Source organism: Microbacterium sp., assembly GCF_047605725.1.
In the GTDB taxonomy this organism is placed as follows: Bacteria; Actinomycetota; Actinomycetes; order Actinomycetales; family Microbacteriaceae; genus Microbacterium.
On the sequence record NZ_JASGFE010000001.1, the window covers coordinates 75,762 to 91,201 of the forward strand.

At 68.9% G+C, this 15,440-nt stretch carries 18 protein-coding genes; 8 read left to right on the forward strand and 10 right to left on the reverse strand.

Translation table 11 applies throughout. From position 1 onward, the window contains the following. Nucleotides 1-16: 16 nt before the first annotated feature. The 4 genes from nrdF to nrdH all read right to left on the reverse strand — a co-directional run bounded on the left by nrdF (nucleotide 17) and on the right by nrdH (nucleotide 3,914). Complete coding sequence (nrdF, locus tag QM641_RS00350; protein ID WP_415112291.1) at nucleotides 17-997, reverse strand: class 1b ribonucleoside-diphosphate reductase subunit beta; 981 nt, start codon at nucleotides 995-997, stop codon at nucleotides 17-19. A gap of 35 nt (nucleotides 998-1,032) precedes the next feature. Then, nucleotides 1,033-3,189 (reverse strand): class 1b ribonucleoside-diphosphate reductase subunit alpha, encoded by a 2,157-nt coding sequence (nrdE, locus tag QM641_RS00355; protein WP_415112293.1) that lies wholly within the window; start codon nucleotides 3,187-3,189, stop codon nucleotides 1,033-1,035. Then, nucleotides 3,171-3,608 (reverse strand): class Ib ribonucleoside-diphosphate reductase assembly flavoprotein NrdI, encoded by a 438-nt coding sequence (nrdI, locus tag QM641_RS00360; RefSeq protein ID WP_415112295.1) that lies wholly within the window; start codon nucleotides 3,606-3,608, stop codon nucleotides 3,171-3,173. The genes nrdE and nrdI overlap by 19 nt, the downstream gene beginning before the upstream one ends. 72 nt (nucleotides 3,609-3,680) lie before the next feature. Continuing rightward, the gene (gene nrdH / locus QM641_RS00365) at nucleotides 3,681-3,914 is read right to left on the reverse strand and encodes a glutaredoxin-like protein NrdH (RefSeq protein ID WP_415112297.1); all 234 of its coding nucleotides are present in this window, start codon (nucleotides 3,912-3,914) and stop codon (nucleotides 3,681-3,683) included. A gap of 416 nt (nucleotides 3,915-4,330) precedes the next feature. Here nrdH and QM641_RS00370 point away from each other — a divergent pair, with 416 nt between their 5' ends. Beyond that, on the forward strand, nucleotides 4,331-5,215 hold the full coding sequence (locus QM641_RS00370) for an intradiol ring-cleavage dioxygenase (protein WP_415112299.1): 885 nt from the start codon (nucleotides 4,331-4,333) through the stop codon (nucleotides 5,213-5,215). A gap of 116 nt (nucleotides 5,216-5,331) precedes the next feature. Here the strand turns inward: QM641_RS00370 and QM641_RS00375 are convergent, their stop codons facing one another. Beyond that, complete coding sequence (locus tag QM641_RS00375; RefSeq protein ID WP_415112301.1) at nucleotides 5,332-5,742, reverse strand: pilus assembly protein CpaE; 411 nt, start codon at nucleotides 5,740-5,742, stop codon at nucleotides 5,332-5,334. Between the two features lie 60 nt (nucleotides 5,743-5,802). Here QM641_RS00375 and QM641_RS00380 point away from each other — a divergent pair, with 60 nt between their 5' ends. From QM641_RS00380 to QM641_RS00400, 5 genes are all read left to right on the forward strand, one after another. Further along, nucleotides 5,803-6,570, forward strand: a complete 768-nt coding sequence (locus QM641_RS00380; protein WP_415112303.1) for an alpha/beta fold hydrolase — start codon at nucleotides 5,803-5,805, stop codon at nucleotides 6,568-6,570. Then, on the forward strand, nucleotides 6,567-7,724 hold the full coding sequence (locus tag QM641_RS00385) for an acyl-CoA dehydrogenase family protein (RefSeq protein WP_415112305.1): 1,158 nt from the start codon (nucleotides 6,567-6,569) through the stop codon (nucleotides 7,722-7,724). The genes QM641_RS00380 and QM641_RS00385 overlap by 4 nt, the downstream gene beginning before the upstream one ends. 75 nt (nucleotides 7,725-7,799) lie before the next feature. Further along, nucleotides 7,800-9,071 (forward strand): DUF445 domain-containing protein, encoded by a 1,272-nt coding sequence (locus tag QM641_RS00390; protein WP_415112306.1) that lies wholly within the window; start codon nucleotides 7,800-7,802, stop codon nucleotides 9,069-9,071. A 59-nt stretch (nucleotides 9,072-9,130) separates the two neighbouring features. Beyond that, on the forward strand, nucleotides 9,131-9,481 hold the full coding sequence (locus QM641_RS00395) for a gamma-glutamylcyclotransferase family protein (RefSeq protein WP_415112308.1): 351 nt from the start codon (nucleotides 9,131-9,133) through the stop codon (nucleotides 9,479-9,481). A gap of 128 nt (nucleotides 9,482-9,609) precedes the next feature. Further along, nucleotides 9,610-10,080, forward strand: a complete 471-nt coding sequence (locus tag QM641_RS00400) for a SixA phosphatase family protein (protein ID WP_415112310.1) — start codon at nucleotides 9,610-9,612, stop codon at nucleotides 10,078-10,080. A gap of 19 nt (nucleotides 10,081-10,099) precedes the next feature. Here QM641_RS00400 and QM641_RS00405 read toward each other — a convergent pair whose 3' ends face one another. The 5 genes from QM641_RS00405 to QM641_RS00425 all read right to left on the reverse strand — a co-directional run bounded on the left by QM641_RS00405 (nucleotide 10,100) and on the right by QM641_RS00425 (nucleotide 14,573). Next, nucleotides 10,100-10,573, reverse strand: coding sequence for a YbaK/EbsC family protein (locus tag QM641_RS00405; protein ID WP_415112312.1), 474 nt, complete (start codon nucleotides 10,571-10,573; stop codon nucleotides 10,100-10,102). A gap of 137 nt (nucleotides 10,574-10,710) precedes the next feature. Next, complete coding sequence (locus QM641_RS00410; protein WP_415112314.1) at nucleotides 10,711-11,577, reverse strand: endonuclease domain-containing protein; 867 nt, start codon at nucleotides 11,575-11,577, stop codon at nucleotides 10,711-10,713. Nucleotides 11,578-11,829: 252 nt separating this feature from the next. Next, complete coding sequence (locus tag QM641_RS00415) at nucleotides 11,830-12,996, reverse strand: MalY/PatB family protein (RefSeq protein WP_415112316.1); 1,167 nt, start codon at nucleotides 12,994-12,996, stop codon at nucleotides 11,830-11,832. A 134-nt stretch (nucleotides 12,997-13,130) separates the two neighbouring features. Continuing rightward, nucleotides 13,131-13,901: a glucose 1-dehydrogenase gene (locus QM641_RS00420; RefSeq protein ID WP_415112318.1), complete on the reverse strand. Its 771-nt coding sequence runs from the start codon at nucleotides 13,899-13,901 to the stop codon at nucleotides 13,131-13,133. A 126-nt stretch (nucleotides 13,902-14,027) separates the two neighbouring features. After that, nucleotides 14,028-14,573: a hypothetical protein gene (locus QM641_RS00425; RefSeq protein WP_415112320.1), complete on the reverse strand. Its 546-nt coding sequence runs from the start codon at nucleotides 14,571-14,573 to the stop codon at nucleotides 14,028-14,030. Between the two features lie 141 nt (nucleotides 14,574-14,714). Here QM641_RS00425 and QM641_RS00430 point away from each other — a divergent pair, with 141 nt between their 5' ends. After that, on the forward strand, nucleotides 14,715-15,194 hold the full coding sequence (locus tag QM641_RS00430; protein WP_415112322.1) for a hypothetical protein: 480 nt from the start codon (nucleotides 14,715-14,717) through the stop codon (nucleotides 15,192-15,194). Further along, on the forward strand, nucleotides 15,194-15,394 hold the full coding sequence (locus QM641_RS00435; RefSeq protein WP_415112324.1) for a helix-turn-helix transcriptional regulator: 201 nt from the start codon (nucleotides 15,194-15,196) through the stop codon (nucleotides 15,392-15,394). Before QM641_RS00430 ends, QM641_RS00435 begins: the two co-directional genes overlap by 1 nt. Nucleotides 15,395-15,440: the final 46 nt, after the last annotated feature.

Below are 15,440 nucleotides of genomic sequence, written 5' to 3' on the forward strand. Positions count from 1 at the left end.
CCGGGCGACCGGCGGGTCAGAAGTCCCAGTCCTCGTCCTCGGTGGCGACGGCCTTGCCGATCACGTACGAGGATCCGGAGCCGGAGAAGAAGTCATGGTTCTCGTCGGCGTTCGGCGACAGGGCCGACAGGATCGCCGGGTTCACATTGGTGACCGTCGACGGGAACATCGCCTCGTAGCCGAGGTTCATGAGCGCCTTGTTCGCGTTGTAGTGCAGGAACTTCTTGACGTCCTCGGTGAGACCGACCGCGTCGTAGAGATCCTGCGTGTACTGCACCTCGTTGTCGTACAGCTCGTACAGCAGCGAGAACGTGTAGTCCTTGAGCTCTGCGCGCTCGGCCTCGGTCACCTGCTCCAGCCCCTTCTGAAACTTGTAGCCGATGTAGTACCCGTGCACGGCCTCGTCGCGAATGATGAGGCGGATGAGGTCGGCGGTGTTGGTGAGCTTCGCGCGGCTCGACCAGTGCATCGGCAGGTAGAAGCCGGAGTAGAAGAGGAACGACTCCAGCAGAGTGGATGCCACCTTGCGCTTGAGCGGCTCGTCGCCCCGGTAGTAGTCCATGACGATGTTCGCCTTGCGCTGGAGGTTCGGGTTCTCCACCGACCAGCGGAACGCCTCGTCGATCTCCTTCGTCGAGCACAGCGTCGAGAAGATCGACGAGTAGCTCTTCGCGTGCACCGACTCCATGAACGCGATGTTGGTGTACACCGCCTCCTCGTGCGGAGTGATCGCGTCGGGGATGAGCGAGACCGCGCCCACCGTGCCCTGGATCGTGTCGAGCAGGGTGAGACCCGTGAACACGCGCATCGTGAGCTGCTGCTCCTCCGGCGTCAGCGTGTTCCACGACTGGATGTCGTTCGACAGCGGCACCTTCTCGGGCAGCCAGAAGTTGTTCACGAGGCGGTTCCACACCTCGAGGTCCTTGTCGTCCTGGATGCGGTTCCAGTTGATCGCCTGCACGTGGTCGATCAGCTTGAGGGGTTCGTGCGGGGTCATTGTCGTTCCTGTTCCAAAAAATCCCTGATCGACTGTCACAACATGCAGGAGACGCACTCCGACATGTCGGTGCCCTCCAGCGCCAGCTGCCGCAGGCGGATGTAGTAGATCGTCTTGATGCCCTTGCGCCAGGCGTAGATCTGCGCCTTGTTGATGTCGCGCGTGGTGGCGGTGTCCTTGAAGAACAGCGTCAGCGACAGGCCCTGGTCGACGTGCTGGGTCGCGGCCGCGTAGGTGTCGATGACCTTCTCGTAGCCGATCTCGTACGCGTCCTTGTAGTACTCCAGGTTCTCGTTCGTCATGAACGGCGCCGGGTAGTAGACGCGGCCGAGCTTGCCCTCCTTGCGGATCTCGATCTTCGACGCGATCGGGTGGATCGAGCTCGTCGAGTTGTTGATGTACGAGATCGAGCCGGTGGGCGGCACCGCCTGCAGGTTCTGGTTGTAGATGCCGTGCTGCTGCACCGACGCCTTGAGCGCCCGCCAGTCGTCCTGGGTCGGGATGTGGATGCCGTCGAACAGCTCCCGCACGCGCTCGGTCTGCGGCTCCCACGCGGCATCCGTGTACTTGTCGAAGAACTCCCCCGACGCGTAGGTCGAGTCGGCGAACCCGTCGAAGGCGCGGCCGCGCTCGATCGCGATCCGGTTCGAGGCGCGAAGGGCGTGGAACAGCACCGTGTAGAAGTAGATGTTCGTGAAGTCGACACCCTCTTGCGAGCCGTAGTGGATGTGCTCGCGCGCGAGGTAGCCGTGCAGGTTCATCTGCCCGAGGCCGATCGCGTGCGAGCGGTCGTTGCCGTCTTCGATGGAGCGCACCGAGGTGATGTGGCTCTGGTCGCTCACCGCGGTGAGAGCCCGGATCGCCGTCTCGACGGTCTTGCCGAGGTCGCCGCCGTCCATCGCGAGAGCGATGTTCATCGAGCCGAGGTTGCAGGAGATGTCCTTGCCGATCTCGGCGTAGGAGAGGTCCTCGTGGTAGGTGGTCGGGGTGTTCACCTGCAGGATCTCGCTGCAGAGGTTCGACATGTTGATCCGGCCCTTGATGGGGTTGGCGCGGTTCACGGTGTCCTCGAACATGATGTACGGGTAGCCGGACTCGAACTGGATCTCGGCGAGGGTCTGGAAGAACTCGCGCGCGTTGATCTTGGTCTTCTTGATGCGCGCATCGTCGACCATGTCGTGGTACTTCTCGGTGACCGAGATGTCGCCGAAGGGCACGCCGTAGACCCGCTCGACGTCGTACGGCGAGAACAGGTACATGTCCTCGTCCTTCTTGGCGAGCTCGAAGGTGATGTCGGGGATGACCACGCCGAGGGAGAGCGTCTTGATGCGGATCTTCTCGTCGGCGTTCTCGCGCTTGGTGTCGAGGAAGCGCAGGATGTCGGGGTGGTGCGCCGAGAGGTACACCGCGCCCGCGCCCTGCCGGGCGCCGAGCTGGTTGGCGTAGCTGAAGCTGTCTTCGAGCAGCTTCATGACCGGGATGATGCCGCTGGACTGGTTCTCGATCTGCTTGATCGGGGCGCCCGACTCGCGGATGTTCGACAGCAGCAGAGCCACGCCGCCGCCGCGCTTGGACAGCTGCAGCGCGGAGTTGATGCCGCGGGCGATCGACTCCATGTTGTCCTCGATGCGCAGCAGGAAGCACGAGACCAGTTCGCCGCGCTGCGCCTTGCCGGTGTTGAGGAAGGTCGGGGTCGCCGGCTGGAACCGGCCGGCGATGATCTCCTCGACCAGCTCGGTGGCCAGCTGCTGGTCGCCGTCGGCGAGCCCGAGGGCGACCATGACGACGCGGTCCTCGAAGCGCTCCAGGTAGCGCTTGCCGTCGAAGGTCTTGAGCGTGTAGCTCGTGTAGTACTTGAACGCGCCGAGGAAGGTCTCGAAGCGGAACTTCTTCGAGTAGGCGAGCTCGTTGAGCTGCGCGACGAACTCGAACGGATACTTCTCCAGGACCGCCGGCTCGTAGTACTGCTTGTCGACCAGGTACTCCAGCCGCTCCTTCAGCGAGTGGAAGAACACGGTGTTCTGGTTGACGTGCTGCAGGAAGTACTCGCGCGCTGCCCGACGGTCGGCGTCGAACTGGATCTTCCCGTCCTCGCCGTACAGGTTGAGCATCGCGTTGAGGGAGTGGTAGTCCATCCCGTCGAAGCGGGCATCCTTCTTGAATGCCGTGTCGGTCAGTGCTGTGTCCACCATCGCTCCAGTCCCTCGCTCACGCGATCGACGTCTTCAGGCGTGCCGAATAGCTCGAGCCGATACAGGTGCGGCACGCGGCACTTGCGGCTGATGATCTCGCCGGCGAGGCAGTAGGCCTCGCCGAAGTTGGTGTTGCCCGCGGAGATCACTCCGCGGATCAGGCTCCGGTTCCGCTCCTCGTTGAGGAACCGGATGACCTGTTTGGGCACGGCGCCCTTCTCCTCTCCGTGCCCCTGTCCCCCGCCATAGGTGGGGGTGACGAGCACGAACGGCTCATCGACCTCCACGGCCGGATCGGAGGCCCGCAACGGGATCCGCACGGCGGGCAGACCGAGCTTCTCGACGAAGCGCGCGGTGTTGCCCGAGATGCTCGAGAAGTACACGAGCAGGGGCGCTCGCGTCGCCAGTGACGTCGGCATTGCGCACCTCCTCGCGTATCGTCTCGCCTCGTCTACGGGGCGTCAGGATGTTCCGGGCGGCGACGAGACGCGTCACGCCAGGCGCGAGGCGAGCTCGTCGATCTTGTCGGGACGGAAGCCCGACCAGTGGTCCTCGTCGGTGACGACGACCGGCGCCTGCAGGTAGCCGAGCGACTTCACGTGCGCGAGCGCCGTGGCGTCTTCGGACAGGTCGAGGACCTCGTAGTCGATGCCCTTCGAGTCCAGCGCGCGGTAGGTCGCGTTGCACTGCACGCAGGACGGTTTGGTGTAGACCGTGATCGCCATCGTGACCCTTTCTCCCCTCAAGTTCCTCTGTTCTCCCGGCGGCTCCCCGCCGGACTCCCAATACTACATATAGGTGCCGACATCGGGATGCACCACAAGGGCTAGTAGTTACATCCGTGTAGTTTTCCACCGCCCTCCTCAGGTACAACGCTCGTTGTCCACCGATTCATCCACAGGACACCTCCTTCCTCGGAGCCGGGAAAAGCCCTGATTCACGCCCTTCGCGCGAGCCTTGCCGGCATCCATCCACAGTCCCGACGCTACGCGGGGGCTCCGACATCGGATTCGCTGTGGAAACGCGCCCCCGGCGTGTCGCGGCGTGTCGAGACCGGAGTGCCCACTCAACGCATCGCTCGCTCACAGTGGGCGCATAGCCGGATGCTGTGGACTGAGGCTCACGCGATGAGGAGGGCGATATGGACGACACACGCTGGGTCGACGAGCACGGCCAGGAGATCGACGAGGATCACCGCGGACTCGTCTACGACGTGCAGACCCTGATCGACCGGCGCCGGGTGCTCGGACTGTTCGGCGGCGTCGCACTCACGTCTCTGCTCGCGGCATGCGGCACCGAGGCCACCGCGACACCGACCTCCACATCCACCGCGACCGCTACCGCGACCGCAACGCCCGCGGCGACCGCGACGCCGACTCCGACCGCGACGGCCGATGTCCCGGTCACGGAGATCCCCGACGAGACGGCCGGCCCGTATCCTGCCGACGGCTCCAACGGCGTGGATGTGCTCGACGACTCCGGCATCGTGCGCAGCGACATCCGCTCCAGCTTCGGCTCGTCGACCACGGTCGCCGAGGGCATCCCGCTCTCGGTGGCTCTCACCATCCGCGACGCCGCGACCGGCGCCGCACTCGCCGGACGCGGGGTCTACCTGTGGCACTGCAACCGCGACGGGAACTACTCGCTCTACAGCCAGGGGCTGGAGAACGAGAACTACCTGCGCGGCGTGCAGGAGACCGACGCCAACGGCGTCGTGCGCTTCACGACGATCTACCCCGCCTGCTACTCCGGACGCTGGCCGCACATCCACTTCGAGGTGTACGAGAACCTCGCCGGCGCGATCGCCGACGGGCCGATCGTCAAGACGTCGCAGCTGGCCCTGCCCGCCGAGACGAACAACGCGGTGTACGCCACGGCAGGCTACGAGCAGAGCGTGCGCAACCTGTCGGAGATCTCGCTGCAGAGCGACAACGTGTTCGGCGACGACGGCGGCATCTTCCAGATCGCGACGATGTCCGGCTCGGTCTCCGAGGGCTACACGGCCGCCCTCACCGTCGGCGTCTGACCCGGGATGCCGGTCCCTCTGACCGCGAGACTCCATTGGTGCACCGAGACTGCATGCCCAGCGCGCAGTCTCGGTGCACGGGTGGAGTCTCGCGGATTCGATGCGGCGCGCCGGCGCTACGCGACGCGGCGCAGAAGCTCCAGCAGGGCGAGGGCGTACGCGTCGGACGGCTCGGGGTGGGCGAACCGGCGGGGCTCGTCATCGCCGGGGAGCACGATCTCGACCTCGTAGGTGTCCGGGAGGCGCCGTAGCGCGCGGAAGGCCCGCCCGAGCAGCTCGCGCAGCTGATCCTCGCGCGGCAGCCACAGCGTGTCCTCCTGCGACACGGAGTCCAGCGCCCACTCGGTCGTGCCGTTGAAGGCGAGAATGCGGCCGGAGGGGTAGTCGCGGGGCTCGATCGTCATCTCGCTCACCGTGAACACGTCGGCCTCGAACTCGGGCTCGTGCAGCTGGAACCGGTCCCCGGAAGTCGGATGCCACACCAGACCCGCGTCGTGCAGCGCCATCGCCAGCTCCGTCGAGATCATCCGACCATTATCCAGCCCGCGCGCGCCCGCCGAACACGCCACGCTCCTAGGCTGGTGCCCATGCCCATGCCCATGCCCATCCCCGTCACCCTGCCCCGCCGCGCGTGGGGCGATCCCGCCTCGCCCCGACACGCTCTCCTGGTCCACGGCCTCGGCTCGAACGGGGCGCTCATGTGGCGCTTCGGCGTCGCCCTGGCAGACGCCGGCTGGCACGCCGTCGCCGTCGACCTGCGCGGCCACGGCACGGCCCCGCGCGCCCTCGACTACACGATCGCCGCCTACGCGGCCGATATCGCCGCGACCCGGCCCGCCCCGCCCGCCGCCTGGGATCTCGTGATCGGCCACTCCCTCGGCGGTGCGGCCGCCACCGTCGCCGCCGCCGACGACTCGGCATGGGCACACCGGCTGGTGCTCATCGACCCCGGCATCCACCTGTCCGAACACAACCGCGAGCAGACCCGCCTCGGTCAGCAGGCGTCGTTCGCCGATCCGAGTGCAGAGGCGATCCGCGCCGCCAACCCGACCTGGCACGAGCAGGACGTGGAGCTCAAGCTCATCTCCCTCCGCCAGGCGAGCCCGTGGGCGGTCGATCAGACGATCCTGCAGAACTCGCCATGGGACGTCCGCGATGCCGCTGCGCGCCTGAGCGTGCCGGCGCATGTGATCGCCGCCGACCCGTCCCTCGACTCGATCTTCTCCGGTGAGGGCGCGTGCGAGGTGCTGCAGAATCCGGTGTTCACGATGTCGGTCGTGGCCGGTGCCGGGCACTCCCCGCACCGCGACAAGCCCGAGGAGACGATGGCGCAGCTGCACGAGGCGCTCGCATGAGGTTCGACCCGGCGGCCTACCTCCCCGACGCCCTCCTCGACCGCATCCGCGAGCGCGCCGCCGGGCACGACCGCGACAACACCTTCCCCGAGGCGGACCTTGCCGAACTGGCGGATGCCGGCTACCTCGCGATCCTCGTCCCCGCAGAGCTCGGCGGCGCCGGGCTGGGCCTGGCCGAGGCATCCGTCCTGCAGCAGAAGCTCGCCACCGCCTCCCCCGCCACCGCGCTCGCGGTCAACATGCACCTGGTCTGGACCGGGGTCGCGAAGGTGCTCGCCGACCGAGGGATCGACGCACTGCGCTTCGTGCAGGAGGGCGCCGCGGCGGGCGAGGTCTTCGCGTTCGGCATCAGCGAGGCCGGAAACGACCTCGTGCTCTTCGGGAGCGACACGGATGCCGCACCCCTCCCCGACAGCGGCTACGCCTTCACCGGGACCAAGATCTTCACCTCGCTCGCGCCGGTGTGGACGCAGCTCGGGCTGCACGGCCTCGACACCACCTCGCCGGATGCGCCGAAGCTCGTCTACGCCTTCGTGCCGCGCACGGATGCCGTCGTCACGCGCGACGACTGGGACACCCTCGGCATGCGCGGCACCCAGTCGCGCACGACCGAGCTGCACGGCGCCGTCGCCCCCGCAGGTCGCGTCGTGCGCCGCGTCGACCCGGGCCCGAACCCCGACCCGATCGTCTTCGGCATCTTCAGCGTCTTCGAGCTGCTGCTCGCCTCGGTCTACACCGGCATCGCGCGCCGCGCTCTCGATCTCGCGGTCCAGGCCGCGCACGCGCGCCGCTCGAAGAAGTCCGGCGCCGCCTACAGCCAGGACCCCGACATCCGCTGGCGCGTCGCCGACATGGCCCTCGCGTACGACGCGCTGCCGCCGCAGCTGGCGGCCCTGTGCCGCGACGTCGACGGCCGCGCCGACCACGGCGCACGCTGGTTCTCGCTGCTGGCGGGGGTCAAGCACCGCGCCGTGACCACCGCCAAGGCCGTCGTCGACGACGCGATGCTCGTGGCCGGCGGGTCGTCGTACTTCGCGCGCGCCGAGCTCAGCCGGCTCTACCGCGATGTGCTGGCCGGGCTCTTCCACCCCTCCGACCCGGAATCGGCGCACTCCACTGTCGCGACCGCCTGGCTCGGTCCCCTCGACGCCTGATCCTGGCCTTGGTGCCGCGGCCGTTCGTCAGGCCCCGCGGTGATCGAGACCGCAGCGCCGTGCGAGGATGACGGCATGCCTCCCACTCCCCTCGCCCTGCTGAGCCCGGCCGACCAGGAGCGCCGGCGAGGCCTGCGGATCATGAAGGGCGTCGCGCTCGGTGCGCTCCTGTTCATGGCGGTGCTCTTCGTCATCGCGTTCGCACTGCAGGAGCGCATTCCCGCGCTGGCATATGTGCGGGCCGCGGCCGAGGGCGGCATGGTCGGCGCGCTCGCCGACTGGTTCGCCGTGACGGCGCTGTTCCGGCATCCGCTCGGGATCCCCATCCCGCACACCGCGATCATCCCGCGCCGCAAGGACGAGATCGGCCGCACACTCGGGGAGTTCGTGGAGACGAACTTCCTGGAGGGCTCGGTCGTGCGCACCAAGCTCGACTCGGCGCACATCGCCGCCCGTGCCGGCGAGTGGCTGCGCGATCCGCAGCACGCCGAGCGGGTCGGCGTGGAGGCCGCCACGATGGCCGCCGGCATCCTGCGCGCGCTCAGCGACGACGAGGTGCAGGAGCTCATCGCCGATCTCGCGCGCGAGCACCTCATCGCCCCGGAGTGGGGACCGGCGCTGGGCGGATGGCTGTCGCGCGTCGTCGACGCCGACGCCCATCGCGGCGCGGTCGACCTCGCCGTCGACAGCATCGCCGTGTGGCTGCGGCACAATCGCGAGGCCTTCAGCGGCCTCATGTCGCGACGACTCCCGTCGTGGGTGCCGTCGATCGCACTGCGCCTGATCGACGACACCGTCTACAACGAGGCCGTGAAGTTCATCGACGCGGTGCAGGCCGACCCGCGGCATCCGGCCCGCCTCGCCGTCGACGGCTATCTCGCGCGGCTGGCCGACAACCTCCAGCACGACCCGGCGACCATCCGGCGCCTCGAAGACGCCAAGAGCGCCGTGTTCGACAGCCCCCGCGTGCGGGAGCTGGCCGCGGAGGCCTGGAACACCGCCAAGGTCGGGCTCCTGCGCGCCCTCGACGACCCCGACAGCGCCCTGCGCCGCCGCATCGCCGAAGCGCTGGCCGAGATCGGTGCCCGCCTCGCGACGGATGCCGCGCTCCAGCGCCGCGTCGACCGACGCGTCGCCGATGCCGCCGTGTTCCTCGTCGAGCGCTACCGCCACGACATCGCCTCGATCATCACCGACACCGTCGAGCGGTGGGACGCCGCCGAGACCACCGAGAAGATCGAGCTCATGGTCGGCCGCGACCTGCAGTACATCCGCCTGAACGGTACGATCGTCGGTGCGCTCGCGGGTCTGGCCATCTTCTCCGTCGCCCATGCACTGCTGAGGTAGGCCGAGGCGGTCGCCGGCCGGCCTGTCCCATTCACGCCACCGCGGAGTACCCTGACAGTGTGAACGAGGCGGGGGCCGACCAGCTGTTGTTCTCCTACGGTGCGCTTCAGTCCACCGAGGTGCAACTCGACCTGTTCGGCCGCGTGGTACCCGCCAGCCCCGGTTGCATGACCGGCTACACCGTGGACTATGCCGACGTCGAGGACCATCGCGACGCCGATGCCTGCGACCGCTCCGTGCACCCGATCCTGCGCTACACCGGCAACCCGATCGACAAGGTGATCGGCACAGTGCTGTCGCTCACCGACGCCGAGCTCGACGCCACCGACGAGTACCAGACCCCTCTGATGTACCGGCGCATCGCGATCACCCTGGCCGACGGCCGATCGGGATGGGTCTACGTCTCCTGAACGCGGCAGGCCGGGGCGTGGCATCCGGATCGGCGACACCGATATCGTCGAGAGCGGTGCGACGGATGCCGCGCCCCGTCGTGCGGCCGCAGCCGCGCATGCGGAACCCGTGGGAAGGCGGTACGTCGATGACGGCCCTCGTGCTCGTGCGCCATGCGAAGAGCGATTGGGGCCACCCGCGCCTCGACGACCACGACCGCCCGCTCAACGAGCGCGGCCTGCGCGACGCTCCGGAGATGGCCTCGCGCCTGGCGGCGACCGGCTTCATCCCCGACGCGATCCTGGCGTCCACGGCGCTGCGCGCCCGCACCACGGCGGGATTCTTCGGCGAAGCGCTCGGCCTGAAGCCCGAGCTGCGCGAGGAGCTCTACGGCGCGCCGGCACGCACGCTGCTGGCGGCGGCGGTCGACAGCGGCGCTACGTCGGTGCTGATCGTCGCGCACGACCCCGGCATGACCGTGCTCGCCGGCCTGCTGTCCGACGGCGGCATCGGGCACATGCCCACGTGCGCGGTGGCGCGATTCACGTGGGACGCCGACGACTGGGAGGTCGCGTCGGCGATCGAGCCCGCCTCCTGGAGCTTCGACAGCCCGCGTTGACCCCGCCGCTGCGCGCTGGTCAGTCCACCGCCGCCACGGTGCCGCCGGTGAGCCGGACGAGCTCGTCGAAGGTCAGCGGGAACACTGTGTGCGGCGTTCCGCCCGCCGCCCACAGCCGCGGGTAGCCGGCCAGCGCCTCGTCGACGACGGTCTGGATGGGCGCCGGGTGTCCGGTGGGTGCGACCCCGCCGATCGCCTGCCCGGTCGCCTCACGCACCTGATCCGGTGTGGCTCGTCGGATCCGGCCGCGGCCGAGGCGGGCGGCGAGCGCCGCGGTGTCCACGCGATGCGCGCCGCTGGTCATGACCAGAAGCGGCGCCTCGTCGCACCAGAACACGAGCGAGTTGGCAATCGCGCCGACCTCGACGCCGAGGGCGGCGGCGGCCAGCTGCGCGGTGGAGGCGGCATCCGGGAGCACGACGATGTCGCCGGGGATCCCGGCCGCCCGGAGGGCGTCGTGGACGAGACGGCTGCGGACGGGGAGGTCGGTCATCGCGCCAGCCTATCGGCGCCGGTCCGTCCCCCCGGCTCAGCCGGGCGCCGGCCGAATTCCGTCCCGCTTACAGGGCCGATCGACGCGACCGGCGCGAGGTCGCGGCCGAGTGACCAATTCACCCTGTAAGCGGGACGTCAACGGCGAGTGCCGACCGTCCGACGGCCGTGCACGGCCGCCAGAAGGCCCGCGAGAGCGGCGCGCACCCGGTCCGGCTTCCACATCGCGTCGGAGCCGAGCACACGATACGTCGCGAATCCCCGCAGGGCGGCCTCCTGATCACGGCGACGGTCCTCGACCTGGGCCTGCCAGTCCGAGTGATGGGCCTTGCTGTCGCACTCGACGATGAGCCAGCCGTCCACCAGGAAATCCACGCGCCCGACGCCATCGATCTCAACCTGCACCTCGAAGGCGCATCCGAGCGAGCGCAGGATCAGGCGCATGAACGACTCCGGACCCGACTCGGCACGACCGTCCACCAGCCTGCGAAGCCGCCGGTGCCGGCGCGGGAGCGCCGCGAACAGCTCGTCGAGATCGTCGAGGCGGATGAGCCCCACATGCAACGCGGAGTCGATCGTGGCCACAGCGGCGCGGGGCGACTGACAGAGGACGGCATGCAGCACCGCATCGAGCGGCTCCACGGACACCGCCCGCGGATGCGGGATACGCAGTAGCGCAGCGCGGTGTCGTCTCTGTCCGTGCGACCGAGCGGGGAGCCTGGACGACGTGGGCGGCACGTGCACGTGGAGCGCGCCGGACTCCAGTACGAATACGCCACGGCGCCGCAGCTCTGACACGCACGTCAGTCGCCCGTGCAGGCGCGCGGCGGCGATGCAGCCGGGGTCGGTGTCGGCTGTGCAATACGCGCCGACCCGCACTCGGAGGAGGTTCCCGTCGTCCACCGCGGTGCGGATCCGGCGTTTGCTGAAGCCCTCCCCCACGAGATCCCCCGTCGTGAGGAGTCGGGGCGCGCGGCGCACATCGGGCTTGCGTGAGGTGTCCATGGGTCGCATCTTGACGACACACGCCGCCGCGCGGGGCGCCTCACACCCGATCCGTGGACAACTTCCCGAAGTCGTCGCCTGTGGAGGAGTCTGCGCGGGCGCCCTTGTCCTGAGGAGGACGCCCTCCTGTCGTCCCGCTTACAGGGCGAAACGGCTGTGGCGGAGCTCCCGACCGGTCTCAGACCCCATTCGCCCTGTAAGCGGGACGCGAATCGGGTCGAACGGCCGCGAATCCGCCCGGGTGGTGCGGCGCTATCCGCGCCGGGCGAGGGCGTCGGCCATCTGTCGCACTGCCCGCTCGACGATCGGCCGAGGGGTCGCGAAGACGAAGCGCACGAACCCGGCCCCGGGTGCGCCGCAGGCAAGCCCGTCGGTCAGGGCCACACCGGCCTGCTCGCGGAAGAACTGCGCCGGATTGTCGAGCCCGAGCCCGCGGCAGTCCAGCCAGGCGATGTACGTGCCCTCCGGCGGCGTATAGCGGATGCCGGGAATGTGCTCGACGAGCAGCTCGGCGAGCGCGTGACGGTTGGCGTCGTTGTAGGCGATGACGCGCTCGAGCCAGGGCCGCCCCGAGGTGTAGGCGACCGTGTTCGCGATGACGCCGAGGTTGCTCGCGCCGTGACCCGCCATCGGGCCGAGCTGCTCCCACGCTCGCGCATCGGCGTCGTTGCTCAGGATCAGCTGCGCGCACTTGAGCCCGGGCAGGTTCCACGATTTCGAGGCCGAGGTGGCGGTGATCGTGTGCGCGGCAGCCGCGTCGGAGATGCTGGCGTACGGCACATGCCGGCGGCCCGCGTACACCAGCGGCGCGTGGATCTCGTCCGAGAACACCCGCCCGCCGTGCCGGTCCACCAGCTCGCACACCGCGGCGAGCTCGTCACGGGTGAACACCCTTCCCACCGGGTTGTACGGGTTGCACAGGATCAGCAGCTCACCGCCGTCGCGGAAGGCGGCGTCGACCGCGTCGAGGTCGAGCCCGTAACGGCCGGCGTCGACCCGCATCGGGACCTCGAGGATCTCGCGCCCGAGGCTCGGCGGAACGCGGAGGAACGGCATGTAGGCCGGTGTCGGCAGGATCACCTTCGACCCCGGTGCGGTGAAGTGCACGATCGCGAGCTCGAGCGCCTTCAGCACATCGGGGAGCGGATGGACGCGGTCGGCGGAGACGTCCCACCCGTAGGTGTCCGCCTGCCAGGAGGCGCACGCCTCGGACATCGCGACCGACAGCGACCTGGGCAGGTACCCGAACAGACCGTCGTCGATGCTCGCGTGCAGGGCCTCGGCGATGGGCGGCGCGACGCCGAAGTCCATCTCGGCGACGAACGCGCCGATGGCGTCGGGGAACACCGACCACTTCACGCTGCCGATCTCGCGGAGCCGTTCGATCGTGATCGCGTCGAAGTCGATGCCGTCATCCATGCGTCTCGTGCTCCTCTGTGTCCGCCTCGGCGGCCTGTCACCGCGGCCGGGTCGCATCGACCCGCTCGCCGCATCATTCCGCACGCCGAATGGCGGCGGGCACCGGGACGTGCCCGACACCCGCCGCCGTGAGGTCACTGCGCGGTGTAGCCCCCGTCGATGACCAGCTCGGCCCCCGTCATGAACGACGACTCGTCCGACGCGAGGAAGAGGATGCCGTACGCGATCTCCTCCGGGCGACCGAGACGGCCGATCGGGTGCAGCGACTCGAGCGCCTTGCGCCCGGCATCCTGGTCGCCGCCCTCGCCGGCGACGGCCTCGACCATCGGCGTCCAGATGTAGCCCGGGTGCACCGAGTTGACGCGGATGCCGGTGCCCGTCTTCGCGCAGTGCAGCGCCGCCGACTTGGTGAAGATGCGCACGCCGCCCTTGCTGGCGTTGTAGGCGGCCAGGTTCGGGTCGCCGATGATGCCTTCGATCGACGCGAGGTTGATGATCGAGCCTCCACCGCTGTCCTTCATGGCCCCGATCGCCGCGCGGGTGCCGAGGAAGACGGCATCCAGATTGATCGACTGCACGAAGCGCCACTGCTCCAGCGTCGTGTCCTCGGCCGATCCCGTCACGCCCACCCCGGCGTTGTTGACGAGCACGTCGAGCTTGCCGAACTTCGCGAGCGTCTGGGCGATGACGTCGCCCCATGCCGCTTCGTCGGAGACGTCCTGACGGATGAACAGCGTCTTCTCCCCGGACGGGTCGATCGACGCCGCGACGGACTGGCCGGCCTCCGCGTCCAGATCCGTGATGACGACACTCGCGCCCTCGGCGGCGAGGATGCGTGCGGTGGACTCGCCGATCCCTTTCGCTCCTCCGGTGACGATCGCGACCTTGCCTTCGACCCTGCTCATAGCTGCCTCACCCTGTCTCTGTGTGCCGACGCCGATCCGAATCGGTCCGGGCGCCATCCGATTCCGCTGGGGCTCGGATGCCGCGAATCTAACACCCACGCGAACCCACACGCGAGCCGGTGCCCTCTAGAACGGATAGCCGTACCTGCCGAGGAACAGTGCGCCGGAGAGCAGCGCGTAGACCAGGAAGGTCACGGCGATCCACGGGCAGGCCCATCTGCTCGTCTCATACGTGCCGCGGCGCAGCGCGGGGAGCATCGCGAACAGCCCGATGAGCTGCACGGCGGTCAGCACTGGATAGGACCAGTCGGAGAACACCCACGCCAGAGGGAGGAAGTGCAGCGATACGCACAGCGCGATCCACCAGCCGTACCAGCGCTTCTGCTTGCGCCGGGCGAACACGATGCAGCCGATGCCGATCAGCAACGTCTCGGCGAGCACCACCACCCCGAAGACCCAGTAGCGCCCCTCGAGCGCGGTCGGCGTCGCCCAGTTGCGCCAGACGACGATGCCGAACGCGACCGAGACCAGGAACCCGACCACCGAACCGGCGCCCAGGTAGCCGCGCAGCTGCGGCTTCGGGTCCTCCTGCGACCAGCCGAACCAGCCTGCGGCCATCAACGCCAGCCAGGCGATCGCCACAGCCTGGTCACGTAGGAAATCGGTGATCATGCGATCCCGCCGTTGCTCACGCTCCCCACCCTAACGCCCCCGCGCCATCCTTATGTCAAGCGTGCTTGACGTAAAGCTCACTTGACTGTAAAGTCTTCTTTACCACCGCATCTCGCAACCCACTCTGAAGGAGGAAGACCGATGAACACCACCCCTGCCGCCCCCGGCACTCGATCCACCTCGCGCTGGGGCCGCGCCCGCTTCGGCGGAGGAAGCGCGCTGCTGCTCGCCCTCTCGGCCGCGGGCGGCCTGCTGATCGCCGGCGGGCTCGGCGCACTCCTCGCGCTGTTCAGCACCTCCGGCGACTCCTGGCTGGGCTTCGCCGTGGGCTCCATCGTGACGCTTCCCGCGGCGGCGGCGCTCAGCTGGGCGTTGCTGGTCGACTGGTCGACCATCGCCGGCCGGGCGAAGCGGCCAGAGGAATCGATCGAGAACGCCTGGTACGATCGCGCGGCGACGGGCACGTTCCACGACCTGCTCATGATTCTCGGACTCGGTGCTGCGGCATTCAGTGTCACGCGCCTCACGTTCGACACCGGTCTGCTCTTCACGGTGCTGTGCGGTGTGGCGATGGCCGACTTCGCGCTGCGCTTCTGGGCGACGGCACGAGCGGCCCGCTGATGCGCAACGCCGTGTCCGAGAAGCGTGCGGCCGCGGGCTGGTCGCAGCAGCGTCTCGCCGACGAGCTCGGTGTCTCCCGCCAGACAGTCATCTCGATCGAGAAGGGGCGCTTCGACCCGTCGCTGCCGCTCGCGTTCGGCATCGCCGCGATCTTCGAGTGCCGCATCGAGGAGGTGTTCTTCCCGGATGCCGACGGGTGACGCCGGCGCTCGGGCGCTCCGCTCGGTCTTCGCCGCCGGCGCCGCC